This is a genomic window from Bifidobacterium parmae (assembly GCF_002860365.1).
GTDB lineage: Bacteria > Actinomycetota > Actinomycetes > Actinomycetales > Bifidobacteriaceae > Bifidobacterium > Bifidobacterium parmae.
This window is the reverse complement of sequence record NZ_NMWT01000028.1, coordinates 239,485-263,007: the sequence shown is the minus strand read 5'-3', so window position 1 is coordinate 263,007 and position 23,523 is coordinate 239,485. Positions and strand designations below refer to the sequence as shown.

General features: G+C 64.9%; 24 protein-coding genes and 1 riboswitch. Of the genes, 17 read left to right on the top strand and 7 right to left on the bottom strand.

The features are described 5' to 3' along the window. Positions 1-130 precede the first annotated feature (130 nt). The 7 genes from pyrH to trpE all read left to right on the top strand — a co-directional run bounded on the left by pyrH (position 131) and on the right by trpE (position 6,820). Positions 131-880, top strand: a complete 750-nt coding sequence (gene pyrH, locus Uis4E_RS10430; RefSeq protein WP_101623073.1) for a UMP kinase — start codon at positions 131-133, stop codon at positions 878-880. 83 nt (positions 881-963) lie between these two features. Continuing rightward, positions 964-1,518 carry a ribosome recycling factor gene (gene frr, locus Uis4E_RS10425; protein WP_034528134.1) on the top strand — a complete coding sequence of 185 codons (555 nt, stop codon included), beginning with the start codon at positions 964-966 and terminating at the stop codon, positions 1,516-1,518. A 16-nt stretch (positions 1,519-1,534) separates the two neighbouring features. After that, the gene (locus Uis4E_RS10420; RefSeq protein ID WP_101623072.1) at positions 1,535-2,521 is read left to right on the top strand and encodes a phosphatidate cytidylyltransferase; all 987 of its coding nucleotides are present in this window, start codon (positions 1,535-1,537) and stop codon (positions 2,519-2,521) included. 172 nt (positions 2,522-2,693) lie between these two features. Next, positions 2,694-3,896, top strand: coding sequence for a dual-specificity RNA methyltransferase RlmN (rlmN, locus tag Uis4E_RS10415; RefSeq protein WP_101623071.1), 1,203 nt, complete (start codon positions 2,694-2,696; stop codon positions 3,894-3,896). An 82-nt stretch (positions 3,897-3,978) separates the two neighbouring features. Continuing rightward, positions 3,979-4,749 carry an imidazole glycerol phosphate synthase subunit HisF gene (gene hisF, locus Uis4E_RS10410; RefSeq protein ID WP_101623070.1) on the top strand — a complete coding sequence of 257 codons (771 nt, stop codon included), beginning with the start codon at positions 3,979-3,981 and terminating at the stop codon, positions 4,747-4,749. Positions 4,750-4,802: 53 nt separating this feature from the next. Then, complete coding sequence (hisI, locus tag Uis4E_RS10405; protein ID WP_243394540.1) at positions 4,803-5,264, top strand: phosphoribosyl-AMP cyclohydrolase; 462 nt, start codon at positions 4,803-4,805, stop codon at positions 5,262-5,264. Then, positions 5,261-6,820 (top strand): anthranilate synthase component I, encoded by a 1,560-nt coding sequence (gene trpE, locus Uis4E_RS10400; RefSeq protein ID WP_101623069.1) that lies wholly within the window; start codon positions 5,261-5,263, stop codon positions 6,818-6,820. Before hisI ends, trpE begins: the two co-directional genes overlap by 4 nt. 61 nt (positions 6,821-6,881) lie before the next feature. On the opposite strand, the gene Uis4E_RS10395 is transcribed toward trpE, so the two are convergent. Continuing rightward, on the bottom strand, positions 6,882-7,811 hold the full coding sequence (locus Uis4E_RS10395) for a cobalt transporter (RefSeq protein WP_101623068.1): 930 nt from the start codon (positions 7,809-7,811) through the stop codon (positions 6,882-6,884). A gap of 189 nt (positions 7,812-8,000) precedes the next feature. Between Uis4E_RS10395 and Uis4E_RS10390 the strand changes: the two genes are divergently transcribed. Next, the gene (locus Uis4E_RS10390) at positions 8,001-8,795 is read left to right on the top strand and encodes a DUF1287 domain-containing protein (RefSeq protein WP_243394538.1); all 795 of its coding nucleotides are present in this window, start codon (positions 8,001-8,003) and stop codon (positions 8,793-8,795) included. Between the two features lie 49 nt (positions 8,796-8,844). Here Uis4E_RS10390 and Uis4E_RS10385 read toward each other — a convergent pair whose 3' ends face one another. After that, positions 8,845-10,239, bottom strand: coding sequence for an MATE family efflux transporter (locus Uis4E_RS10385; RefSeq protein ID WP_101623067.1), 1,395 nt, complete (start codon positions 10,237-10,239; stop codon positions 8,845-8,847). A 67-nt stretch (positions 10,240-10,306) separates the two neighbouring features. Then, the gene (locus Uis4E_RS10380; protein WP_101623066.1) at positions 10,307-10,924 is read right to left on the bottom strand and encodes an isochorismatase family protein; all 618 of its coding nucleotides are present in this window, start codon (positions 10,922-10,924) and stop codon (positions 10,307-10,309) included. A 172-nt stretch (positions 10,925-11,096) separates the two neighbouring features. On the opposite strand from Uis4E_RS10380, the gene Uis4E_RS10375 reads away from it, so the two are divergent. Next, complete coding sequence (locus tag Uis4E_RS10375; RefSeq protein WP_243394537.1) at positions 11,097-12,389, top strand: MDR family MFS transporter; 1,293 nt, start codon at positions 11,097-11,099, stop codon at positions 12,387-12,389. A 3-nt stretch (positions 12,390-12,392) separates the two neighbouring features. On the opposite strand, the gene mscL is transcribed toward Uis4E_RS10375, so the two are convergent. Further along, a complete protein-coding gene (gene mscL / locus Uis4E_RS10370; RefSeq protein WP_101623065.1) occupies positions 12,393-12,863 on the bottom strand; it encodes a large conductance mechanosensitive channel protein MscL in 471 nt (156 codons plus the stop codon). 225 nt (positions 12,864-13,088) lie between these two features. On the opposite strand from mscL, the gene Uis4E_RS10365 reads away from it, so the two are divergent. After that, positions 13,089-14,669: a S10 family peptidase gene (locus tag Uis4E_RS10365; protein WP_101623064.1), complete on the top strand. Its 1,581-nt coding sequence runs from the start codon at positions 13,089-13,091 to the stop codon at positions 14,667-14,669. Positions 14,670-14,896: 227 nt separating this feature from the next. On the opposite strand, the gene Uis4E_RS10360 is transcribed toward Uis4E_RS10365, so the two are convergent. Both Uis4E_RS10360 and Uis4E_RS10355 read right to left on the bottom strand, forming a co-directional pair. Continuing rightward, entirely contained in the window at positions 14,897-15,523 is a 627-nt protein-coding gene (locus Uis4E_RS10360) for a cytochrome C oxidase subunit IV (protein WP_101623063.1), read from the bottom strand. Further along, positions 15,520-16,248 (bottom strand): hypothetical protein, encoded by a 729-nt coding sequence (locus Uis4E_RS10355; protein ID WP_101623062.1) that lies wholly within the window; start codon positions 16,246-16,248, stop codon positions 15,520-15,522. The genes Uis4E_RS10360 and Uis4E_RS10355 overlap by 4 nt, the downstream gene beginning before the upstream one ends. Before the next feature lie 50 nt (positions 16,249-16,298). Then, positions 16,299-16,359: riboswitch (guanidine-III (ykkC-III) riboswitch) on the top strand. Between the two features lie 19 nt (positions 16,360-16,378). On the opposite strand from Uis4E_RS10355, the gene Uis4E_RS10350 reads away from it, so the two are divergent. The 4 genes from Uis4E_RS10350 (at position 16,379) to Uis4E_RS10335 (ending at position 18,791) form a co-directional block, all read left to right on the top strand. Next, positions 16,379-16,693: a DMT family transporter gene (locus tag Uis4E_RS10350; RefSeq protein ID WP_101623061.1), complete on the top strand. Its 315-nt coding sequence runs from the start codon at positions 16,379-16,381 to the stop codon at positions 16,691-16,693. Between the two features lie 220 nt (positions 16,694-16,913). Then, positions 16,914-17,576 carry a pyridoxamine 5'-phosphate oxidase family protein gene (locus Uis4E_RS10345; RefSeq protein ID WP_101623060.1) on the top strand — a complete coding sequence of 221 codons (663 nt, stop codon included), beginning with the start codon at positions 16,914-16,916 and terminating at the stop codon, positions 17,574-17,576. A gap of 3 nt (positions 17,577-17,579) precedes the next feature. Continuing rightward, the gene (locus Uis4E_RS10340) at positions 17,580-18,029 is read left to right on the top strand and encodes an ASCH domain-containing protein (RefSeq protein WP_243394536.1); all 450 of its coding nucleotides are present in this window, start codon (positions 17,580-17,582) and stop codon (positions 18,027-18,029) included. A gap of 135 nt (positions 18,030-18,164) precedes the next feature. Next, on the top strand, positions 18,165-18,791 hold the full coding sequence (locus Uis4E_RS10335; RefSeq protein WP_101623059.1) for a GNAT family N-acetyltransferase: 627 nt from the start codon (positions 18,165-18,167) through the stop codon (positions 18,789-18,791). Positions 18,792-18,857: 66 nt separating this feature from the next. On the opposite strand, the gene Uis4E_RS10330 is transcribed toward Uis4E_RS10335, so the two are convergent. Further along, entirely contained in the window at positions 18,858-20,072 is a 1,215-nt protein-coding gene (locus Uis4E_RS10330) for an ATP-binding protein (RefSeq protein WP_101623058.1), read from the bottom strand. A gap of 189 nt (positions 20,073-20,261) precedes the next feature. Between Uis4E_RS10330 and Uis4E_RS10325 the strand changes: the two genes are divergently transcribed. The 3 genes from Uis4E_RS10325 to Uis4E_RS10315 all read left to right on the top strand — a co-directional run bounded on the left by Uis4E_RS10325 (position 20,262) and on the right by Uis4E_RS10315 (position 23,201). Further along, positions 20,262-20,960 carry a LuxR C-terminal-related transcriptional regulator gene (locus Uis4E_RS10325; protein ID WP_101623057.1) on the top strand — a complete coding sequence of 233 codons (699 nt, stop codon included), beginning with the start codon at positions 20,262-20,264 and terminating at the stop codon, positions 20,958-20,960. Then, positions 20,939-22,186 carry a sensor histidine kinase gene (locus Uis4E_RS10320; RefSeq protein ID WP_133125456.1) on the top strand — a complete coding sequence of 416 codons (1,248 nt, stop codon included), beginning with the start codon at positions 20,939-20,941 and terminating at the stop codon, positions 22,184-22,186. Before Uis4E_RS10325 ends, Uis4E_RS10320 begins: the two co-directional genes overlap by 22 nt. 181 nt (positions 22,187-22,367) lie before the next feature. Next, positions 22,368-23,201: an EamA family transporter gene (locus Uis4E_RS10315; protein ID WP_101623055.1), complete on the top strand. Its 834-nt coding sequence runs from the start codon at positions 22,368-22,370 to the stop codon at positions 23,199-23,201. Positions 23,202-23,523 lie beyond the last annotated feature (322 nt).

Below are 23,523 nucleotides of genomic sequence, written 5' to 3'. Positions count from 1 at the left end.
GTGCATGGCGTCGACGGCGTCGTGCTGTCGCGAACGGCGGATAACCTGTAAGGCGGTAATTTTCGTGGAAGCGCGGCACACGGCGGTGATTCGCCATGCCGGGCATCCGAGGACGAAAGGGTGTAACAGTATGACTGGCAACGAGGCGAAGGACAGGCCGCGCAGGGTGCTGCTCAAGCTGTCGGGCGAGGCGTTCGGCGGCGGCAGGGTCGGCATCGACACCAAGGTGATCCGCCGCATCGCCGAGGAGATCGTCCCCGCGGTCCAGCAGGGCGTGCAGGTCGCCATCGTGACCGGCGGCGGCAACTTCTTCCGCGGCGCCGAACTGCAGCAGGCCGGCATCGACCGTTCCCGCGGCGACTACATGGGCATGCTCGGCACCGTGATGAACTGCCTCGCGCTCCAGGACTTCCTCGAGCAGGAGGGGCAGGCCACCCGCGTGCAGACCGCCATCACCATGGGGCAGGTCGCCGAGCCGTACATCCCGCTCAAGGCCATCCGCCACCTGGAGAAGGGCCGCGTGGTCATCTTCGGCGCCGGCGCCGGCATGCCGTACTTCTCCACCGACACCGTCTCCATCCAGCGTTCCCTGGAGATCCACTGCGACGAGGTCCTCATGGGCAAGAACGGCGTCGACGGCGTGTACACCGCCGACCCGCGCAAGCACGCGGACGCCAAGCGCTTCGAGACGCTGAGCTACAACCGCGCCCTGGTCGACAACCTCGCCGTCATGGACGCCTCCGCGCTGTCCATGGCCCGCGACAACAAGAAGCGCATCCGCGTCTTCGGCCTCGAGGAGCCGGGCAACGTGACCCGCGCCCTGATCGGCGAGGAGATCGGCACGCTCGTGTCCACCGCCGAATCGCGCGTGGCGGAATAGGCCGAACCCGCTTCGAGACCCTACAATCGGTAGGGACACAACCGTAAACGAACCGTTCGCAGACGAACAGCAAGGAGCACAGCATGGCAAACGTCATCGATCAGGCCAAGGAGCAGATGGCCAAGACCGTCGAGAACACCAAGGAGAACTTCGCGGGCATCCGCACCGGCCGCGCCAACCCGGCCCTCCTCAACGGCATCGTGGTCGACTACTACGGCGCCCCCACGCCGATCAAGGCCGTCGCCTCCATCGGCGTGCCGGAGCCGCGCACCCTCTCCGTCACCCCGTTCGACGCCTCCCAGGCGGGCGCCGTCGAGAAGGCGATCCGCAACTCCGACCTCGGCGTCAGCCCGAACCGCGACGGCAACGTGATCCGCATCACGATGCCGGAGCTCACCGAGGAGCGCCGCAAGGAGTACGTCAAGCTCGCCAAGGCGAAGGCTGAGGACGGCAAGGTCGCGGTGCGCAACATCCGCCGCAAGACCAAGGAAGGCATCGACAAGTCCGTCAAGGACGGCGACATGGGCGAGGACGAGGGCGATCGTCTCCTCAAGGACCTCGACAAGGTCACCAAGTCCGTCACCGACGAGATCGACACCCTGCTGGAGACCAAGCAGAAGGAGATCATGGAGGTCTGAGCCTCCGCACGCCGTTATGGAACGCAACGAACAACTCCACGAAGAGGCCGAAGTCGCACTCGACGAGATCAACAAGAAGACCGGCCGGAACATGCCCCAGGCGGTAGGAACCGCCGTCGTCCTGATCGCCGTCATCCTCGCCGCGATGCTGCTCAGCATCGACCTGTTCGTGGCGTTGATCGTCGTGTTCATGATCCTCGCCCTGTGGGAGCTGCGCGTCGACTTCGCGACCGTAGGCCTGCACATCCCGTTCGTCATGCTGTGCGCGTGCTCGGCGGCGACCCTGTTCGCCACCTACTACGCGCCGCTGCACGTCGTCGCGATGGCGCTGTGCGCGATGGCGTCGATCATGCTCGTCTCCATGACCGCGACCGCCAAGCTGAGCTTCGGCAACCGTCTCTCGCTCGCCGTGGCGGACAAGCTCTCCAACACGGAGGCGGGCGCGCGCCTCGAATCCTCGTTCAACCACGAGGGCGGCGAACAGCACCACTCCCGGCTGAGCCACGTGTCCGTGTCGGTGCTCACCGTGCTGTACATCCCCGTGCTCGCCGCGTGCATCGTCATGCCGCTGACCTTCCACGGACATCCGGTCGCCCATGCGATCATGCTCGTGTTCCTGCCGGCGCTGTCCGACACCGGCGGCCTGTTCGCCGGTGCATGGCTCGGCAAGCACAAGCTCTCTCCGCGCATCTCGCCGAAGAAAAGTTGGGAGGGCCTCGCCGGATCCGTGCTGTTCGCCATGGCCGGAGCGTTCGCCGTCATGTTCTGCACGTACACGCCGGACGTGTGGGCCGCCATGTGGTGGGTCCCCGTGCTCGAAGGCGTGCTCGTCGGCGTGGTCGGCACGTTCGGCGACCTGTGCGCCTCGATGATCAAGCGCGACCTCGGCATCAAGGACATGGGCCACCTGCTCAAGGGCCACGGCGGTGTGATGGACCGCGTCGACTCCATCCTCATGGCGGCGCCGTTCACCTGCATCCTCCTGTGGTTCACCGGCCTGTGACGCGGCGGCGCCGTGACGCCGATGACCAGCGGCCGGTGAGGAACCGGACGATTCCCGGGCCGGACAGTCGTGACGATTGTCCGGCCCGTTCCGCGTTCCGCGGGAAGAACCGCGGCGAACGAAGAACGATGAACGATGACATGTGACGAACCGTGACGAAAGGAAGCCATCCATGGCCGACCAGAACACCATCATCGACGGGGACGCCCCCGAGACCGGCATCACGCCGGGAGGCACCACCGGCGCGTTCCGCGACGTGCTGTCCAAGGACCACGCACGCCGCGGCAAGCCGCCGCTGCACTTCGCCGACATGACGCCCGAACAGCGCATCGAGACCGCGAAGGGACTCGGCATGCCGAAATTCCGCGTCAAGCAGCTCGCCAACCACTACTACGGGCGCTTCGACGTGAACGCCGCCGAATTCACCGACTTCCCGGTCGCCAAACGCGACGAGGCCGCGGCCGCGTTCTTCCCCGAACTCATCCACGAGGTCACCCGTCAGGTAGCGGACGACGGTGCGACCATCAAGACGCTGTGGCGCCTGTTCGACGGCTCCCACATCGAATCGGTGCTCATGCGCTATCCGACGCGCACCACGCTGTGCATCTCCTCGCAGGTCGGCTGCGGCATGGGATGCCCGTTCTGCGCCACCGGCAAGCTCGGCCTCACCCGCAACATGTCCGCCGGGGAGATCCTCGAACAGGTGCGCGTCGCCGCGCGCATGATGCGCGACGGCGAGGTCGCCGGCGGCCCCGGCCGTCTGAGCAACATCGTGTTCATGGGCATGGGCGAACCGATGGGCAACTACCGTTCCGTCCTGTCCGCCGTGCGCCAGATCTCCGCCATGCCGCCCGAGGGCTTCGGCATCTCCGCGCGCAACATCACCGTCTCCACGGTGGGCGTCGTGCCCGGCATCAGGAAGCTCGCCGCCGAAGGCATCCCGGTGCGCCTCGCCGTCTCTCTGCACGCGCCGAGCGACGAGCTGCGCGACGAGCTCGTGCCGATGAACAAGCGCTTCGACACCACGCAGGTGCTCGATGCCGCGCACGACTACTGGCTGGCCTCCAAGCGCCGTGTCAGCATCGAATACGCGCTGATGCGTGGCATCAACGACCAGGCCGAGCACGCGCGCCTGCTCGCCAAGCGGCTCAACCACTACGGCGACGACTGGGCGCATGTGAACCCGATCCCGCTCAACCCGATCGAGGGCTCCCGCTGGACCGCCTCCAAGCCGGAGGACGAGGCGAGGTTCCTCGAGATCCTGCACAATGCGGGCATCACCGCCACCCTGCGCGACACCCGCGGCCAGGACATCGACGGCGCCTGCGGACAGCTCGCCGCCAAGACCAGGGAGGCGTTCGAGCGCGCGAAGTGAGACGACGGCCGCCCGCGCGGCGTGCGGCCGGTAGTCTGGAGTGTCGTACAGAAGAAAACCTTGCGAACAGGGGAGTGGAGTTATGTCGCTGGCGGTTCGAGTCATCCCGTGCCTGGACGTCGATGCCGGACGAGTGGTCAAAGGCGTGCATTTCGAGAATCTGAAGGACGCCGGCGACCCGGTGGAGCTCGCCGCCGAATACTACCGGCAGGGCGCTGACGAGCTCACCTTCCTCGACGTGACCGCCTCCAGCTCGCACCGCAACACGATGATCGACGTCGTGTCGCGCACCGCCGAGCAGGTGTTCATCCCCATGACCGTGGGCGGCGGCGTGCGCACCCCGGAGGACGTGGACTCGCTGCTGCGCTGCGGCGCCGACAAGGTGGGCGTCAACACGGCCGCCATCAACGATCCGACGCTCATCAGCCGCGTCGCCGAACGCTTCGGCAACCAGGTGCTGGTCCTGTCCGTCGACGCACGCCGCGAGAAGGGCGAGCAGCACACGCAGTCCGGCTTCGAGGTCACCACGATGGGCGGCCGCAAATCCACCGGCATCGACGCGATCTGGTGGGTGAAGCGCGCCGAGGAGCTGGGCGCCGGCGAGATCCTCCTCAACTCGATGGACGCCGACGGCACGAAGGAGGGCTTCGACCTGGAGATGATCCGCGCCGTGCGCAAGGAGGTCAAGATTCCGATCATCGCCTCCGGCGGCGCCGGCAAGGTCGAGGACTTCCCGCCGGCCATCGAGGCCGGCGCGAACGCCGTGCTCGCCGCATCGGTCTTCCACTTCGGGCTCATGACCATCGCCGACGTGAAGGCGGAGCTCAAGCGCCACGGCTACACGGTGCGCTGAGACGCGCCCGAGCATGTGACGGAACGCATACGGAATCGACGGAAAGACTCGCAATGACGGACATCATCTACGACAACACGACCGAACTCGACCCCCGCATCGCCGCGCGGCTCAAGCGCGACGCGAAGGGCCTCGTGGCGGCGGTCGTCCAGCAGTACGACACGCGTGAAGTGCTCATGGTCGGATACATGAACGACGAGGCGCTCCGACGCACGCTCACCACCGGCCGTGTGACCTTCTGGTCGCGCTCCCGTCAGGAATACTGGCGCAAGGGCGACACGTCCGGCCACGTGCAGTACGTGAAGGGCGTGTCCCTGGACTGCGACGGCGACGCGCTGCTCGTCGAGGTCGACCAGGTGGGCGCCGCATGCCACACCGGCAAGCGCAGCTGCTTCCTCGAAGGCGGACCGCTGCCGGTGGTCGTCGGACACCGCACGCCGGAACAGGCCGACGGCTCCGGCGCTTCCGACGGCGAAGGACACGCGGACGATACGGAAACGGAGGCACGGGCATGACCGAGTGCAGCGTCGAACATCTCAACTGGGGCGGCACCTGGCCGAACCGCGAACAGTTCCTCGAACTGGCGGGCGAAGGCTACCGCGTGATCCCGATCGTGCGCCGCCTGCTCGCCGATTCGCTCACCCCGGTCGGCTTCTACGAGCGTCTCGCCGGCGGCCGTACCGGCACGTTCATCCTCGAATCCGCCGAATACGGCGGCTCATGGAGCCGATACAGCTTCATCGGCGTGAATTCGATGGCGCAGCTGCGCGCCGACAAGGACGGCAACGCCGACTGGCTGGGCACCGTGCCCGCCGGAGTCCCCACGCACGGCGACGTGGTCGAGGTCGCGCACGCCACGCTGAAGACGCTCAAGGCGCCGCGCGTCGAGGGACTGCCGAACCTCACGTCCGGCCTGGTCGGCACCGTCGGCTGGGACGCGATCCGCCACTGGGAGCCGACGCTGCGCGCCACCGCGCCGAACGAGACCGGCCAGCCGGAGATGGTGCTCGCCCTCGCCACCGACATCGCCGTGGTCGACCACGTGTCCGGTTCGGTGTGGCTCATCGCCAACGCGGTGAACGTGGACGACAAGCCCACGCGCGCCGACATCGCCTACGACCAGGCCGTCAGGCGACTCGACCGCATGCAGGAGAACGCGGCCACGCCCACGCCGGGCGAGGCCCGCGTCAGCGCGCTCGACACCAGCGTCAAGCAGCCCGAACTGCGCTTCCGCACCCCCAAGGAGGTGTACGAGAAGGCGGTCGAGGCGACCCGGCAGCACATCATCGACGGCGACGTGTTCCAGACGGTCATCTCCCAGCGTCTCGACATCGACTCGCCCGCCGACCCGTTCGACGTGTACCGTGTGCTGCGCACGCTCAACCCGAGCCCGTACATGTACTTCATGGCGTTGACCGACGCCGAGGGCCGCGACTTCAACGTGATCGGATCCAGCCCGGAGACGCTCATCAAGGTGGACGACGGCCATGCGCTCACCTTCCCGATCGCAGGCTCCCGTCCGCGCGGCAAGACCCCGGAGGAGGACGCGCGGCTCGCCAAGGAGCTGCTCGCCGACCCGAAGGAGCGCAGCGAGCACATCATGCTCGTCGACCTGTCGCGCAACGACCTGAGCAAGGTGTGCAGGCCGGAGACCGTCGAAGTGGTGTCCCTCATGGACATCAAACGATTCAGCCACATCATGCACATCTGCTCGACCGTCACCGGCGAGGTCAACCCGGACATGACCGCGTTCGACGTGTTCATGTCCGCGTTCCCCGCGGGCACGCTGTCCGGCGCGCCGAAGCCGCGCGCCATCGAGATCATCGACGAGCTGGAGCCCGCCGACCGAGGCATCTACGGCGGCACCGTCGGCTACTTCGACTTCTCCGGCAACATGGACATGGCGATCGCCATCCGCACCGCGTTCCTGCGCGACCATGAGGCGAGCGTGCAGGCCGGTGCCGGACTGGTGCTCGACTCCGTGCCCGCCAACGAATGGCAGGAGACCCGCAACAAGGCGGAGGCCAGCGTCGAGGCCATCCAGATCGCCGCCCAGCTGCGCGAACTGTAGGCTCCGGGGTCTCGCTCTCGGGAATCTTATCTTTCCGACCCAGGCGGGGAACATGGCCAGGTCACGCGAACGTGACCGTCACCGTGCTCCCCGCCGTCTCATCTCCGGTCCACGCGGTCGCCGCGCGCGTCCACGTCATGCCGTTCGCGGCAACCTTGACGACGCCGTAGTGGCGCGCGTTGACGACGATCCACGTCGCCGTCTGCCAGACCGCACGACGCGTATTCTCCTCGCTCAGTCCGCCCGGCACGGTGAAGGTGACGGTCGTGGCCGTCGATGACGTCGATGCCGATGACGTGACGGACGGGTACGCGCCCTGCAGTCCGGCGGTCAGCCCGTCCGGATCCGACGACGTGACGTCGCCCGGCAGTCTGCATCCCACACCGGCGGAGACCTCGCCTGTCAGCGACTGCGCCCAGGCGCGCGCCAGACCGTCCCATTGCGCGTACGCGTCCGGATAGCCGGACAGCTGCACCGCCTGCGCCGCATCCTCCACGGGGATCGACTCCCAATCGGATACCTTCATCAGTCCGTCGTAGAACGCGTTCGTCGCATAGGATTCGTCCATGAGCTGTTCGACCGTGCCCCATCCCTGGCTGGGACGCTGTTGGAAGAGCCCGAGCGAATCACGGTCGCCGTACTCCAGATTCGTGATCTTCGACTCCTGCATGGCGGTGGCGAGCGCCACCGTGGCCGCATGGTCGGGCAGTCCGCGCGTCACGCCGATCGCCGTGATGAGGCCCGCGTTGCGCGCCTGCTCGGTGGACAGCGCGTAGCTCATCACGCCGTCGGTCTGTTTCGCCATGCAGTACGCGCTCGTGTCCTTCGCGGCGGACGCCGCGTTCCCCAACCCGGCGAGCCATTGCGCGGAGAGCCTCACCACGCCCACGATCACGGCGGTGACGATGCAGATGGTGGCCACGACGACGATGAGCGCGTGGCGGAGCGCCGTCGAGCCGCGCCGCGCGTCCGATGCCGTGCGTTTCGTCATATGAGGTCGCCCCTTCCGCGATGCCTTCGGATCCGTGATGTCGCGTCTCACGTTACCAGCCTGATTGTGGTTGTTCGGCAAGAGAACCCTGGGAACGACCCTGATGATCGCCCTGAACGAGGTCGGGAGAGGATAATGGACCTCGGAATGGTGGTCGGATGTCGTGGCGTATGCGGGGAGGTGCCGGTGATGACGGAACAGGGCGATGAACGGCGACAGGGAACGCGGGGGAAGCCGTCGCGTCGCGTCGGCGCGTGGATCGTGGCGGCTCTGATGGTCGTCGTGCTGGGCGTCGCCGGCACGTTCGCCGTACGCACGTTGACGGGGACCTCATGGCGTTCCGACGGCGGCGCGGCGGGGGAGACGTCGTCGGACACGACGTCGCCGAGCGCCGCCGCCGAGGCGAAGTATCCGAAGGAGGTGAGCCCGGTCGACTACAACGGCAACGGGGTGGACGACTACGCGGACATCGTCGCCGGCGCCCGCAGGGACGCGGAGAGCCGGCCCACCTACGACGACGGCTACTATGAGGGCGGCTATCCGCCCGACGACCGCGGCGCATGCACCGATCTGGTATGGCGCGCGTTCAAGGCCGCCGGATACGATCTCAAGGCCATGGTGGACGCGGACGTGGCCGCCGATCCGGCGAGCTACGCGGCCGTCGCGCCGAACCCGGACCCGAACATCGACTTCCGGCGCACCGGCGTGCTCGACGTGTTCTTCTCGAAATACGGGGAGAAGCTCACGCTCGACCCGAAGGACTACGCGCAATGGCAGGGCGGCGACATCGTCGTGTTCCAGAACGTCAAGCACATCGGCGTCATCTCGGACAAGCGCGACGCGGACGGCACCGCGTTCGTCCTGCACAACATGGGCCAGCGGCAGCGGGAGAACGACTATCTTGCGTTCAGGACGCACATGACCGTCACCGGCCACTACCGTTTCGACGCGTCCAAAGTCCCGCAGAGCGTGCTCAGGAAGTGACGCTGACGGCTTGCGGGTGGCGGGGCGAGACGCCGGCGGACGCCCGCGGCTACCTGCCGTTCCGGTCGGATTTCACGCGCAGTTCGGGCAGCATCACGACGAACAGGACGGCCGCCATCAGGGCGGTGACGAGGTCGGCGAGCGCCTGCGCGGCGATGACGCCGTCGTAGCCGAACAGGCGTGAGCCCGCTACCAGGGTGACGGCGAGGACCAGACCCTGACGGCTGATCGACAGGACGAACGCGCCCAGCGCCTTGCCGGTCGACTGGAACGTGCAGGTGGTGACCATGACGATCGCCACGCATACGAGGCTCAACAGCTGGATGCGCAGCATGCCCGCGCCGAGCGTGACGATCCGTTCGTCGGCGATGAAGAAGCGCATGAGTTGCCGGTCGAAGACGCTCAGCACGACGGTCATGACGAGCGCGAACGAGCAGAGGAACAGGTACGCGAACCGCATGATGCCGTGCAGGCGGCGCATGTTGCGCGCCCCGTAGTTGTAGCCGATGAGCGGCTGCGCGCCGAACGCGAATCCGACGAACACGAGCACGGCGATCATGACGACCTTCAGGGCGATGCCCATGGCGGCGACCGTGTCGGTGCCGTAGGGGAGCAGGAACAGGTTGACCATGACCAGACCGACGCTCTGCGTGAGGTTCGTGATGGCGGAGGGGATGCCGATGGCGAGGATGTTGCGGACTTCGAGCGCGGTGATGTCGAGGCGGCGTTTCGCCGTGACGGCGGCCGCGGTCGCGGTACCGAACATGAGACGCGGGTCGATGGACAGGTTGCGGCTGCGTTTCAGCAGGAACCAGACGAAGTATGCGTCGGTGCAGATGTTCGCGATGACGGTCGCGCCGGCGGAGCCCGCAGCCCCCCAGCCGAGCCCCTGGATGAACAGGGGGTTGAGAATCATGTTGACGACGGTGCCGACGATCGAGCCGATCATGGAGGGGACGGCGTGGCCTTCGGTGCGCAACAGGTTCGTGGGCGTCATCGAGACGATGATGAACGGCGAGCCGATGATGATGAGCGTGTAGAACGCGGAGGCGTGCGTCCACGTGTCGTCGGTCGCGCCGAGCAGGGTGAGCATCTGCGTGCGGAAGACGAGTCCGAGCACGACGATGAGCAGTCCGGTGACGATCGCCCCGTAGAAGCAGAACACGCTCAGACGACGCCCGTCGTCGTAGCGTTTCCGGCCGAACAGGCGGGAGACGACGGAGGCGCCGCCGAGGCCGAAGATGTCGCCGAGCGCGATCATCACGGTGAACATGGGGGCGGTCAGGGAGACGCCGGCCACCATGCTCGTATCCCCGGTGTGCGCCACGAAGTACGTGTCCATCATGTTGTAGACGAGCGTGACGAGCATGCTCAGCACGACGGGCATCGTCAACGCGAAGTACGCCTTCGGGATCGGCGCCTTCTCGAACAGTTCGCTATCCACGGATTCCTGCCTTCTCCTCTTTCCCTCGTTTCATATCACTGTGCCTCTGCGTCACCGCGTCACCGTATCAGCGTGAGTCGCGCAGGGTGATTCCCGCGGCGGCCATCTCCTTGCGCGCCGCGACGCCCAGCTCCTCGCTGACCGGCACGGTCAGATCCTCGAACACGGTGACCGGATAGCCGAGCTCCGCCGCGTCGAGCGCCGTCTCCTTGACGCAATGCGATTCGGCGATGCCGACCACGTCCACCGTTGCGACGCCGGCCGCCTTGAGCGCGTTGGCGAGCGTCAGCCCCTGCTCCTGCGCCGCGCGGACCTCGTCGCGCGACTGGATGCGATCCGTATCGTCCTCGATGCCCTCGAAGCCCGAATACGCGGCCGCGTACTGGCCCTTCTTGAAATGATGCGCGATGCCGAGCGCGGCGATCGCCGGATGCAGTTCGGCGTTCGGCGTGCCCGCCTTGCCGTGCACCGGCCACGTGTCCACGAAATCGGGATGCTCCGACCAGTGATCGCCCGGCTCGATATGCCAGTCCTGCGTGGTCGCGATATACGCGTATTCGCCGCGATGCGCCTCCACATACGCGGCGATGCGCTCCGCGACCGCGTCGCCTCCCTCGACGCCGAGCTCGCCGCCCTCGCAGAACGTCGGCTGCACGTCCACCACGATCAACGCCCTACCCGCCATGATTGCCTCCCGTATTGTTCGTATTTGTTCGTCTTCGCCGTCGCCGGCGGCATGTCCATCATCACTGTAATGGTCCGGGGCCGACCATGCGCGGCCGGAGTCCACGCGCGCGGCACGCGTCCGCATCCGCCACCGCCATGCGTGTACGCGTGTATCCATAGGATGGTGGCCCATGCGCGAGAAGATGAACGAGAGGACGGGCCGCCGCGCCGTCCTCGGCCTGCCGTTGCTGTTCTGGGGCCTGTGGCTGGCCCTGCTGATCCTGTGGATGGGCAGGTTCGTCATCTCGTTCATGTCCATGTACCTCGTCAAGGACCTGCACGTGGATGCGGGGCTCGCCGGCACCATCGTCTCCATGTACGGGTTCGGCGGCATCTTCGGCTGCCTGTTCGGCGGATCCCTGTCCGACCGGTTCGGCCGCCCGGCCATGATCATCTCCGGAGAGCTCGGCTCGGCAGCGATGCTGGTGCTCCTCTCGTTCATCGGCGATCCCATGCTCATGGGCGCGATGCTGCTCGTCTACGGGGCGATCTCCTCCATCCCCACGCCCGCCATCGCCGCGTACATCGCCGACGTGGTGCCGATGCGCGACCAGAAACGCGCGTACACATTGCAGACATGGGCGGTGAACTTCGGATTCGCCACAGGACCGATCATCGCGAACCAGCTCGTCAAGATCTCATACACGCTCATGTTCTACGCGGAAGCCGCCATCCTCGTGGTCGCCACCGGACTGCTCGCGTTCTTCTTCCACGAGGCGCGCGTGCACACGTCGAAAACCCCGTCCGATGGGGAAACGGAAGGCCGTTGCGCGATTCCGGCCGGGAAGCGCGGTGTCCGCGTCTCGATGCTGGCGAACTACCGTCGCGCGCTCGCCGACTGGCCGTTCATGTCGATGGTCGTGCTCATGTTCGCCTACACGATCGCGTACTTCCAAATGACCAGCGGCCTGCCGATCGCGATGACCGGCCTCGGCATGGGCACGGACCAGTATTCGGTGCTGCTGACCATCAACGGTGGCATGCTGTGCCTGCTGCAGATCCCCGCCATCGCCGTGTTCAACCGGATGAGCAACACGCGCGTGCTCGTGCTCGGCATGCTGATGACGGCCGTCGGATACATGTTCCAGATCGGCGCGACCACATGGCACGCCTTCGCAATCGCCACCGTCCTGTGGACGTTCGGCGAACTGGGCACGTTCCCGATCGCCGCGACCACCGTCGCGAACCTCTCCCCGGCCGAGGCGCGCGGCACCTACCAGGGCCTGTACAACCTGGTCTGGGCGTTGTCGAACGGGGCGGCGCCGCTGGTTGGCGGCTGGATCATCAGCGGGTTCGGAAGCCGCGTGCTGTGGATCTGCTGCACGGCGATGTTCCTGCTCGTCGCCGCTGGACTCTACGCCACGAAGGGCGCCAGGGAGCGCGCCGTCGCCCGCAACCTGCGCGCCGCCGACCTCGGAGCGTGAGGCTCAATCGGCATTGACGCCCGGATTCTTCCGTGTTGCGGGAATGTCGTCAGCCGCCGCCAACCGGTCGCGGATCTCGGCGAGCAGCTCGACGGTGCGTTCCTCGGGGGAGACCTCGGGCTCCTTCGACTTCTCGTCCTCCTCTTGCTTGAGCTTCGCCTTGACGAGCATCGCGTCGGTCATGTCGCGGAACTTGTTGATCGGCACGAGGATGAAGAAGTACACGGCCGCGGCGATGACGAGGAAGTTGAGCAGCGCGCCCAGGATAGCGCCGAGCGAGACGGTCGCCCCGTTGAACGTGAACGCGAGCAGGCCGCTCATGTCCGGCTTGCCGAACACCATCGCGATGAGCGGGTTGATGAGGCTGTCCACGATCGCGTTCACCACGGAGGTGACCGCGCTGCCCATGACCACGCCGACCGCCATGTCGATCATGTTCCCGCGTGAGATGAATTTCTTGAACCCGTCGATCATGCCGTTCTCCTTCGTATCCGTGTCGTTTCCCTGCGATTATCCCGTTTTCTCCGGACTTCAGCCGACCGACGCCATCGATAGTCAACATGATGACTACCAATAGCGTCGGAACAATATCAACAACGTGTTGATTATTGGAATGGTCGGATCGACGCTCACCACGCACGTATAGTGGACGATGAACCGAAACGATGACGGGACGTCCGTCAAAGGAAGGGAGACATCATGGTCGATGCGGATGACGGCAAACAAGGCGGGGATGCGACGAGGCAACAGACGATGGCCGCCTCATCGACGAAACTCCCGGACCCATACGAGAAGACCACGCGCCACGTCATCGACATCGACGGACGCACGCTCCACTACGCGGCGACCGTCGGCACGCTGCACATCGACACGCCCAAGGTGAAGCCGGCCGCAAGCGTCTTCTTCACCGCATTCGAACTGCTCGACGACGACGGCGAGCCCGACGTCACCCGCCCGGTCACCTACATCTTCAACGGCGGCCCCGGATCGTCCACCACATTCCTGCTCATGGGATCGATCGCGCCGAAACGCATCGACGTGCCGGACGCGGCACCGGTGCCCGCCGCACCGTACCGGCTCGAAGACAACCCGTACACGCTGCTGACGGCCTCCGACCTGGTGTTCATCGACGCGCCGGGCGCCGGATTCTCCGAAATCCTCGACAAGGCGAAACCGGAACTATGGTCGGTGGACGGCGACGTGGCCGGGTTCAGCGCGTTCATCCGCGCCTACTCGAGCAAATACCACCGTTGGAACTCACCGAAGTACGTGCTCGGCGAATCATACGGCACCACGCGCGGCGCCGCCCTCGCATACCGGCTCCAGCAGGACGGGGTCGCGTTGAACGGACTCACGCTCATCTCCAACATCCTCGACTACGCGTATACGCTCGACACGTCCGACCAGTTCTACGTCGGCTATTTCCCGACCTACGCGTCCGTCGCCCAATACCATGGCCGCGCCGCGACCGAGGTGGAACCCGCCGACCATCTGCAGGAGGCGCGCGCGTTCGCGAACGGCCCGCTGCGCCTCGCGCTCGCCGCCGGAGCCTCGTTGGACGACCTCGTCAAGCGTCGCGTCGCCGAACGTTACGCGGAGCTGACCGGTCTGGACGCGAAGTACGTCTACGATTCCGACCTGCGCGTCGTGGACATGCGGTTCCGCAAGGAGCTGCTGCGCGACGAGGGAAGGATCGTCGGCCGTTACGACGGGCGCGTGGCCGGATACGACCTCGACCGGATGAACGACGAGGAGACGTTCGTCGTGGACGACGCATATCTCGACCCCGCGTATTCGAGTCTCGCCAACGCGTACCTGCGCGACGAACTCGGCTGGGACCGCACGCCCGAACGCGTCGGATTCGCCGACTTCGACTGGAACGCCACCGAACCGGGCAAGGGTTGGACCTGGTGGCACAGGCAGCCGGACATGACCAAGTCCTCATGGGGACGGAACATCCCGTTCCCGAACGTCGTGCCCGACCTGGCCGCCGCGATCGCCCACCAGCCCGCGCTGAAAGTGCTCATCGGCAATGGCGTCTACGACCTGTGCACGCCGTTCGGCCAGACCGAATACGACATCGACCATCTCGGACTGCCGGAACCGCTGCGCGTCAACATCGCGTTCACGTACTATCCGGCCGGACACATGCTGTACTCGTCCAAGCCGAGCCTCGCGAAGTTCGCCGACGACCTGAAACGCTTCTACGCGACCGATGCCGCCGGACTGCGCGCCATCGACGAGCGTCCCGCCGCCCCCGCGCCGGACATCCGTCTGTAGGCGATACGGCGTCCATCACCATCGCCGGCGGGACCGGTCTGTTAGCAGACCTTCCACATCCGGTCACGTGAGACATAGGGGAGAGGAGGTTGGGACTGTAGTCACGGTTCCAACCTCCTCATCTTATCCTTTCAGCTGGTGAGGGCTTGCGCGGGTCGTATCCGGGTGACGTTGCGCGCGTGTCGAAAGCACGGCAACCCCGCTATGAGGATCCAAGCAAGATGCATTTAGACGCATCTCACCGCCCTGAGCAGCAGCCATGCGCTTATCGCGGAGACGGCGACGCCGACCGGAATCACATAACCGGCGAATCTCGCCCCCTGCAATGCCCATGTGGTCGGTATGGCGGCGTACAGCATCGGCGCATCCTCGAACATGCCGGAGCTCACCGTAAGCCCGGCGACGATGAAGAAGGCGACGACGTTCCAGGCGACGAGGGGACCGGTCCAGAGCCGCAGAACGAAGCAGGCGAGGGAAAGAACGACGGCGGTGAACGCAAGCATCACAACGGTATGTGACGAAAGCGGCCGTTCATTGACCACGAATCCGACGGCATATCCATACAGCAAGGTCAGGCAGAGGTTGACCGCGACGCCGAGCGACAGCGACTTCACGGTGAAGCGAAGCAAGAGCTGATCGTGGACGCTGAAGGCTCGATACGAGCAGGGCACCCTCGCATGGGAGAAGACAAGACCAGCTGCGGTTATGGGAAGCGCCATCACCATCGCCGACTGCACCACCGCACTCGTGTTCCCGTAACGCAAGAAGAACAGCGGAAATAACAGGACGGCCATGAAGGCGAGCGTCGACCATCGAATCAATGCCACGCGCCCGATATGCAATAGGGATTTCATTTCCTGTCCGCTCCTTCGCAGTGTAGCCAGCTCAGCAGAACATAGACAACCAAGAGCACCACGATCGGAACGCCGGTCATCACGGGACCGATGAGCGGTCGGCTCGCCAGCTCCGCCGGCGACATCACGGTGCCGTTCAGGTTCAATCCGACGGCCCGTAGGGCGTTCGCGACGTAGGGCGTCGCGTAGTCGGGAAGATCACCTGGCAGCATGACCCACACATAGCAGAGGACGCCCGAGACGATTCCGGCGATTTTGGGATCGGCGACGATTTCGATGATCGAATAGATCAGGGAAACCGAAAGGCTCTGCAACGCGACGAAGCACAGGACGGCGGCCAGATGCGGGTGCATTTCGACGCCTGTCAGGAGCATGATGGCGTCGAAGCACAATACGCTCAGCAGATTCACGGAGGTCAGAAGCAGCACCCGGAATACGGTCCTGAGCGAGCGTGGCGTCCACGCGGAATACACCCGGCGGGGCAGACCGCCGCAGTGCGCCTTCGCTGTCCTGTCGTCGCATGCGAAGAGGAGCGTGAGACAGATCAGCGGCTGGGTGCCGGTGAAATAGATGCAATATCCTCCGGTTATCGGGGTTCCGTTCGCCGCGCTTGAGATCCACGAACCCAGCAGGAGGGACGACACGGCTCCGAACGCCGCGGCGAGGCAATACCATGCGTTCCAGTAACAGGCAACCAACGCGCGAACAGGAGAAACGGCGCTCACGACTCATGCCTCCCTGCACCCGGCGACGGCATACGTGCTATCATTTGCATCCAGAGCCCGTGATTGCTCCCGGACGATGGACAAGTACCCGGTTTGACAAGACTTGCCATGCATAAGGAGTACGGCGACCATGTCTTGGTTCGTTCTCATTGTTTCCGGCATCTGCGAATCCGTGTGGGCCATCGCCCTCGATCGTTCCGAGGGATTCTCCAAACCGGTTCCCACCATGGTGTTCGTGGTAGGCCTCATCGCCAGCATGGGCGGACTCGCCTATGCGATGAAGCACATCCCCATCGGCACCGCATACGCGATGTGGGTCGGCATCGGGGCGGCGATCACCACGTCCTACGCCATGATCAGCGGGGAGGAATCCGTCTCGCTGATGCGCGTCCTGCTCATCGGCGGCCTGATCCTCTGTGTCATGGGCCTCAAGCTCACCGACTGACGCCGTATCACTCCATAAGGTTTAGGCCCAGTATCGCCACCTACCCCATGGTGCGGCAACACATAATCTCCATATCGGCGGAAAATGGTCGTTTGCGCGTACCGCACCATGGGGATTTCACCGCACCATGGGATTGGCCGATGGGGAATCCAGGGCATGCGATAATGAGGCGTGGGCCAACAGCTCGATCAGCAGCCTCCGATCAGAAGGAAACCGAACAATGAGCGTCGAATACGGGAAAGAAACTTCCGCGCGCCGCGGCCGCCGCGACGATGCGCGCACGGTCGCCGGCGCGCATCGGCCTATGCGACGTGCGGACCGGGAGGTCATGGAGCCGGAGGATATCGCGGCGATCGTCGACGGCTGCGACATCGTCGACGTCGCGTATGCGGATGCGGAGGGACTGACGATGGTGCCGCTCAACTTCGGCTACGAATACGACCATGACGGCGGTCGTCTCGTCCTATGGATGCACTCGGCCGCGCACGGGCGCAAGATCGACGCGATCCGCGCCGCCGGCGACCGTCTGCCGGTCGCGTTCTCCATGCGTACGGACTGCGAGATCGTCGCGGGACGCACGGCATGCGGCTGGGGCGAATCGTTCAAGTCGATCGTGGGCGAAGGCGTCGCCTCCATCGTCGACGATCTCGACGCGCGCCGCCGCGGACTGCAGTTGCTGATGGCGCATCAGGCGCACATGCCGCACGTGGAGTTCACCGACGCGCAGGTGAGAAGCGTCACGGTATGGAGAATCGAATCGGAGCGTCTCACCGCCAAGGTGCGGCCCAAACCCGCCGCGGCGCATGGTGGACACGGCAAGCATGGCGATGCCGCTGCCGATTCCGTCGCGGGTGATAACGCCGCCGGTGGTACTACGGTCTGAACCATGCCGATGATCGAACACTTTGACGCCGAATCCATCATGCGACTGCCGAAGGCGGAATTCGGCTTTCCGGGCCCCGAGCGCGACCGTCTCGTCGCGCTCATCCTCTCCGGGGCGAAGACCGCCACGGCCGCGCTGCTGATGGACTATACGGAAGACGATGAACCGTTGCCGCACGTCGGAGGCCGTTCCGCACTGGTGGATTCCGCCGATCGTCCCGTCGCCGTATTGGAGACCACGGAGGTCGAGACCGTGCCGCTGGGAAGCGTCACCGACCGGCAGGTCGTCGACGAAGGCGAGGGCGACGTCACCGTCGTGCAATGGCGTCGCACGCACGAGTCCTTCTGGGATTCGGAGGAATACCGTGGCTGGTTCGCCGACCCGGATTTCGTCGTGGACGACGGCACCATGGTCGTGCTGGAGCATTTCACGGTGGTGGAGCGGCTGCGGTGACCGTCGCCGATCCATGCGCGATACGGCGTGCATATGCCGACATGACCCTCGCACGTACGATAGGGTGAACGCGTCCGGCGGATCCGCATCGGATTCATGCCGGACGCATATGTGACGAGTGACGAGAGGTGCATCATGGACAGGATCGAGACCGGACGGCTGACGCTGCGATCGTGGAGGATCGACGACGCGGCCGAGGCCGCCTCGCTGTTCAGGTACGCCTCCGACCCGGAGATCGGATTGCGTTGCGGTTGGCCGCCGCACACCAGCATCGAAGGCAGCATGGACGACATCAGGAACATCCTCGCCGTCGAGAACAACTGGGCCATCACCATCAAGGACGGCGAGGAGACCACGGGAAGCGAGGTCGACGCCGATGCGCCGGTGGGCAGCATCGCGCTCAAACCCGTCAGCCACTACACCACCGACGTCGTCACGGGGAAACCGGAACTCGAAGTCCGCTACGGCCGGTATTTGGGTAGCAACGCGCTGGAGCTCGGCTACTGGATCGGACGCCCGTTCTGGGGGAGGGGATACATGCCCGAGGCGTTGCGCGCGGTGCTCGAATACGCGTTCGGCACGTTGCGCGTGGATGCCGTGTGGGGAGGGCATTACGCGCGGAACCCGCAGTCCGGCCGCGTGATGGCCAAGTGCGGATTGCGCGTCGTCGGCGAATCGAAGCAGGACTACTATCCGCTCATCGACCGCCGGTATGACGGCGTCTACCGCATCATCACCGCCGACGAGTGGCATGGACAGTGAACATTCGTGGATTATTCGAAGGCGGTGATGCCGCTCTCGCTCCGGAGCACCGTGAACGCGGCATTCCTACCGTGTGCCACCGTCAAGCAGCCAGTCGATGATGTTCAGTCCGCGGATGCCTTCACGGTTCCGCGGGAATTCGTCCATGCTCAGCACGTATTTGGGCCAGTTGTCGCGAAGCCCCGAAAACGCACCGAACTCTCGGTCCGTGGTCTGTGCGGAGCCGAGGAGATACGTGACCTGATAGTAGGAGACCTCGTCGCCGCGGCGTGCAATGAAATCCACTTCCTTGTTGCCGATCTTGCCAACGCGGACATCGTAGCCGCGACGCCTGAGCTCCATATAGACGATGCCTTCGAGCACCTGGTCAATAGCATTGGCGTTGTCGAATCCGACGGCATGACGTAGCCCCTGATCGACCACATAGTATTTCTCGTTGATTTTCAGCATGCGTTTGCCGATGGCGTCTTCCCGTGGAGCTTTGTAGATGAGGAACGCCTTGCTTGCGGCATCGAGGTAGTTCGCGATTGTTTCGGCTGATGCTTTGCGATGCTCGCTTTTCATGTATGCGGCGATGTTCGCCGCGGTGACGAGATGGCCTTCCTCTCCGAGGACATAGCGGATGACCCGTTCCAGGGCGTCGGCATCGCGTATGCCCGCATGACGGACGACATCCTTGAACAGGATGGTAGAGAACAGGTCGTCGAGATACTGCAGGGAAGCCGTTTCGTCGAACGACAGGTCGGTTTGGAAGGGGAAACCTCCTTGGGCGACATATCGACGGAATGCCGTGCGTTCGTCGATGGGGCCGACGGATTGACGGTAGGCGTCGAGGAACTCCGCGAACGAGAACGGGTATACGTCGATGGAGACGTAGCGTCCGGTGATGTGGGTGGTGAGATCGCTGGACAGCATGCGCGCGTTCGAACCGGTCACGTAGATGTCGGCATCGTAATCGACCATGAACGATCGGACCGCCTTCTCCCACTGATCGACTTCCTGGATTTCGTCGAAAAACAGCCGGATGGTCCCGTCGATTTCCGACATGCGTTCGTGGACATACCGGACAAGGTCATCGGCGTTCGAGATGCCTGCATACCTTCCGGATTCGAAATTGATGTGGAGTATGGCCCGCTCGTCGGCGCCTTCGGCCACCAGATGCCGCTTGAGGAGTTCCAGCAATGTCGATTTGCCGGAACGGCGGGCTCCGACAAGCACTTTGATGATGTTCTTTCCGATGAAGGGGCGTATCCGATTCATGTATGTGGGACGTTCGATCATGGCTTCGCCCTTCTTTGCTAAAACTGGATTATAGTCGGAGTTTCAATCAGCAATTGGATAGAAATCGATTATAATCGATTCTACTGACGAATTATCCATATATCACGGCTGTACTTGATTATCCTGTATCAGTCTGTCATGTGCGAGGAAACGGTTGCCCGGCGCGCAGGCGTTGTAGTGTGGTGAACCATGTACGACGGGAAACGGTTCGATTTGGCGATGGTGGACAACGATCCGCTGACGCTCGGGATGATGACGCTGCTGATCCGACGGGACCTTCCCGAAGCCAGGGTGGTCTGGACATGTCGTCGCGGCCGGGACGCCATCGCCCGGTGCCTGTCGGCCGGCTCCCGGCCGGACGTGCTGTTGGTGGACATGTCGTTGGAGGGTATGGGCGGCGTCGAAGTATGCCGTCGGATCCGTACCGCGACCGCCGGCGTCGCGTTGGTCGGCATCACGTCGTTCTCGCTGGAGCATTACGCAGCCGACGCGTTGACCGCGGGCGCGCAATGCGTGATGGACAAGGCGCGGGTGAAGGATATCTGCGATGCGGTGGTCGCTTTGGCCAACGGACGGGTGCCGCGGACCCGGTACGTGTCCGATCTGGCGGCCATCCGGTCGCATGAGTTGCTCGCCGCGTGTGAGAGGACCGTCGCCGATGGTGCTTCCGCCACGGGTTCGTGTGCGACCGCGGCCGTAGCGGCGTTGACGGAATGTGAACGTGAGGTCATGCGACTGTGCGCGCAAGGACGCAGCTCGCGTGAGATCGGCGAACTGCTGCATGTGGGGGAGTCGTCGGTGAAGACGTACGTGATGCGCGCTGCGAGGAAGCTGGGCGCGCGGAACCGGACGCAGGCGGTGGCCGAATGGCTGATGCTGCAGGACTGACAGGACCGGCCAGACGCTTCCTCGAGCGTATCCGCGCCGCCGGCGTGGGGCCGGTCATGTGGTGCGTCGTGTTGTTGTCCGTCGGGTTGACGGTGCTGGAGATGGTCGAGTATCCCGCGCGGCTCGCGGCCACCACGGTGCTGACTCTCATACACATCCTGTGTGTGCTGGCGTTGCCGTTGCGGCCGTTGCCGATGAGCGTGGCGGTCGCCGTCACGTATGTGGCGTGCGCCCTCCTGCCGGACATGGGTGGTGCGAGCCTGTTCTACGGCATGTGGGTCGCTCTGGCGGCAGTCGGCCGATACGGTCGGTCGCGATGGTGGTGGCTGATGCCGCCGTCGATTGCCGCGGTGCGTTGGATGGTCTCGGCGCGCGCCGGCGTCCCGTTCGGCGACTACGTGATATTGCTGGTGTCGTTCTTCGTCGTGTACGCGTTCGGCCGTGCGATGTCGTGGAGAGCTGTGGCCGTGCAGGCGGAACGGGACCGGTTGCGCTACGAGCGGGAGCGTGACCGTCTGGAGGCGATGCGCCGCGACGCGCGGGCGGCGAGCCGGATCCACGACGCGGTGACGAACGATCTCGCGTACATGGCCATGCGATTGGACTACGAACGGTCATGTGCGACGGACGACGAGCATGTCGAGCTGTTCGACGACCTGTACCGGCGTACGATTGGCACGCTCGGCGAGGTGCGTACGGTCATCGGCATGCTCGACGGGAAGGACGGCGGCGGGACCGGCATCGGAGACGATGATGGCCGCACCGGACAGTGCGACGATGGTGATTCCGTCGCGGCCACGTTCCCTGCACGTGTCCGCGACGTGCTGGACCGGAACGACCGGCTTCTGGCGCGACTCGGCTTCACCGGCGATTCGACGATGATCGACGACCTGTCGGAAGACGAACCGACGGGTGCGGACGGTGCCGCCCGCGAACGGGAGACTGCTCTCATCGGCCTGTTGCGCGAGCTGTACACCAACATCGCCGTGCACGGCGGCCCAGCCGGCGCATACCGGGTGGTCGTGCGCCGAAGCCTCCACGGTGAACTGTCTGCCGACCAGGTCAACGACATCGCCAAGCATCCGCTGCTGGCGGACAAGCCGCGTTCAGGAAAAGGACTGGCCCTGCACCGCATGCGGTTCGATGTCCTCGGAGGTTCGATCGTCACTTCCGCCGAAGACGGTGCCTGGATCCTGCACGCCGTCCTGCCGTCGCGTCGTCCATAGTTGACGCGACACGTCTCCGTGTCTTCGTTGATCGTATCATGGCAACACGTTGGGTGATAAGGATATCGGCTGATTCGCCGGGCTACGACGGCTGATTGTGGTCGTCGCGGCGGGATGCCGGTCTTCGGGGGAGTCGATAGTGGGGAAACGTCGGATATTGCGTTCGGAACGCGGCCGGGTGATGGCCGCAGCGGGCATGGTGATGATCGGTTCGTTGGGCATCCAGACGTCATCATCGCTGTCGGCCTCGTTGTTCGACGTCCTCGGGCCGATTCCGGTCAGTTCGATGCGCATGCTCGTCGCCGCGCTCGCCATGCTCGCGCTCATCCGCCCGAAGCTGACCGGCCGGTCGAAAGGCGAATGGCTGGGCATCGTGGCCTATGGGCTGGCGATGGCGGTGATGAACATCTGCCTGTACTCGGCCATCGACCGCATCCCGATGGGTGTGGCCGTCACCTTGGAATTCCTCGGCCCCTGCGTGGTCGCCCTCGCCGGCTCCCATCATTGGCGCGAAGGCCTGTGCGCGGTGGTCGCGCTGGTGGGCGTGGGCTTGATCTCGTTCACGCCGGGCGGCTACTTCAACCCGACCGGCTACCTGTTCGCATTGGGCTCGGCCTTCTGTTTCGGCCTGTATACGCTGTTCGCCGACAAGGTCGGCAAGACGGGCGCCGGACTGGACGGGCTCGCCCTGTCGGTCACGGTCGCCGCGCTCGCCACCCTGCCGGTATCCATCGGGCATGCCACGCATGCGACACCCGTCCAATGGGGTGTGATCGCAGCGTCGGCGATGCTGGGCGTGGCGATTCCCTACACGATGGACACGCTGTCCGGACGCATCACGTCGGCACGCGTGGTCGGCACCTTGTTCTCCATCGACCCGGCCATGAGCGTCGTCATCGCCGCACTGATCCTACGCCAGACCATCACGCCCACAGCCATGCTCGGCGTCATCGTCGTCTCCCTCGCCGGAGCCCTGCTCGTATGGGCGTCCGGCGGGGAAGGCGACGCTCGTTAACCTTGTCTGTGATGGCTACCTCCGTTGGCATCCTTGTCTGTGTGGATATGACCGCATCGTGTGATGCGGTATCCCCATGATGCATCGGAACGATGCCATACGCCTTTCCGGACGTGGTTCTGTCGACTTTGGATGACTGACTATGTCGACCATGGTCGACATGCATACGGCGCGCGTTTCCGCCGCGCTTATCCTTGCAGTGGAGGCAGATTCGCCGTCAAGCAATCGCTTGACACCGCATTGACTCCGACATAGACGTCTTGTTTTCCTTGAGTCAAGGGCGCATGAGCCGGTCGGGCGGAGAGGCTTCACGTGTTTGTCC

Coding starts and splice junctions, on each gene's coding strand:
- Uis4E_RS10375 (WP_243394537.1), top strand. CDS start 11,097: ATGCGCGAGAAGATGAACGAGAGGACGGGCCGCCGCGCCGTCCTCGGC.
- Uis4E_RS10330 (WP_101623058.1), bottom strand. CDS start 20,072: ATGATCGAACGTCCCACATACATGAATCGGATACGCCCCTTCATCGGA.
- Uis4E_RS10335 (WP_101623059.1), top strand. CDS start 18,165: ATGGACAGGATCGAGACCGGACGGCTGACGCTGCGATCGTGGAGGATC.
- Uis4E_RS10380 (WP_101623066.1), bottom strand. CDS start 10,924: ATGGCGGGTAGGGCGTTGATCGTGGTGGACGTGCAGCCGACGTTCTGC.
- Uis4E_RS10315 (WP_101623055.1), top strand. CDS start 22,368: ATGGCCGCAGCGGGCATGGTGATGATCGGTTCGTTGGGCATCCAGACG.
- Uis4E_RS10420 (WP_101623072.1), top strand. CDS start 1,535: ATGGAACGCAACGAACAACTCCACGAAGAGGCCGAAGTCGCACTCGAC.
- trpE (WP_101623069.1), top strand. CDS start 5,261: ATGACCGAGTGCAGCGTCGAACATCTCAACTGGGGCGGCACCTGGCCG.
- Uis4E_RS10320 (WP_133125456.1), top strand. CDS start 20,939: ATGGCTGATGCTGCAGGACTGACAGGACCGGCCAGACGCTTCCTCGAG.
- Uis4E_RS10350 (WP_101623061.1), top strand. CDS start 16,379: ATGTCTTGGTTCGTTCTCATTGTTTCCGGCATCTGCGAATCCGTGTGG.
- Uis4E_RS10360 (WP_101623063.1), bottom strand. CDS start 15,523: ATGAAATCCCTATTGCATATCGGGCGCGTGGCATTGATTCGATGGTCG.
- pyrH (WP_101623073.1), top strand. CDS start 131: ATGACTGGCAACGAGGCGAAGGACAGGCCGCGCAGGGTGCTGCTCAAG.
- frr (WP_034528134.1), top strand. CDS start 964: ATGGCAAACGTCATCGATCAGGCCAAGGAGCAGATGGCCAAGACCGTC.
- Uis4E_RS10325 (WP_101623057.1), top strand. CDS start 20,262: ATGTACGACGGGAAACGGTTCGATTTGGCGATGGTGGACAACGATCCG.
- Uis4E_RS10345 (WP_101623060.1), top strand. CDS start 16,914: ATGAGCGTCGAATACGGGAAAGAAACTTCCGCGCGCCGCGGCCGCCGC.
- hisI (WP_243394540.1), top strand. CDS start 4,803: ATGACGGACATCATCTACGACAACACGACCGAACTCGACCCCCGCATC.
- Uis4E_RS10395 (WP_101623068.1), bottom strand. CDS start 7,811: ATGACGAAACGCACGGCATCGGACGCGCGGCGCGGCTCGACGGCGCTC.
- Uis4E_RS10365 (WP_101623064.1), top strand. CDS start 13,089: ATGGTCGATGCGGATGACGGCAAACAAGGCGGGGATGCGACGAGGCAA.
- Uis4E_RS10390 (WP_243394538.1), top strand. CDS start 8,001: ATGACGGAACAGGGCGATGAACGGCGACAGGGAACGCGGGGGAAGCCG.
- Uis4E_RS10340 (WP_243394536.1), top strand. CDS start 17,580: ATGCCGATGATCGAACACTTTGACGCCGAATCCATCATGCGACTGCCG.
- mscL (WP_101623065.1), bottom strand. CDS start 12,863: ATGATCGACGGGTTCAAGAAATTCATCTCACGCGGGAACATGATCGAC.
- rlmN (WP_101623071.1), top strand. CDS start 2,694: ATGGCCGACCAGAACACCATCATCGACGGGGACGCCCCCGAGACCGGC.
- hisF (WP_101623070.1), top strand. CDS start 3,979: ATGTCGCTGGCGGTTCGAGTCATCCCGTGCCTGGACGTCGATGCCGGA.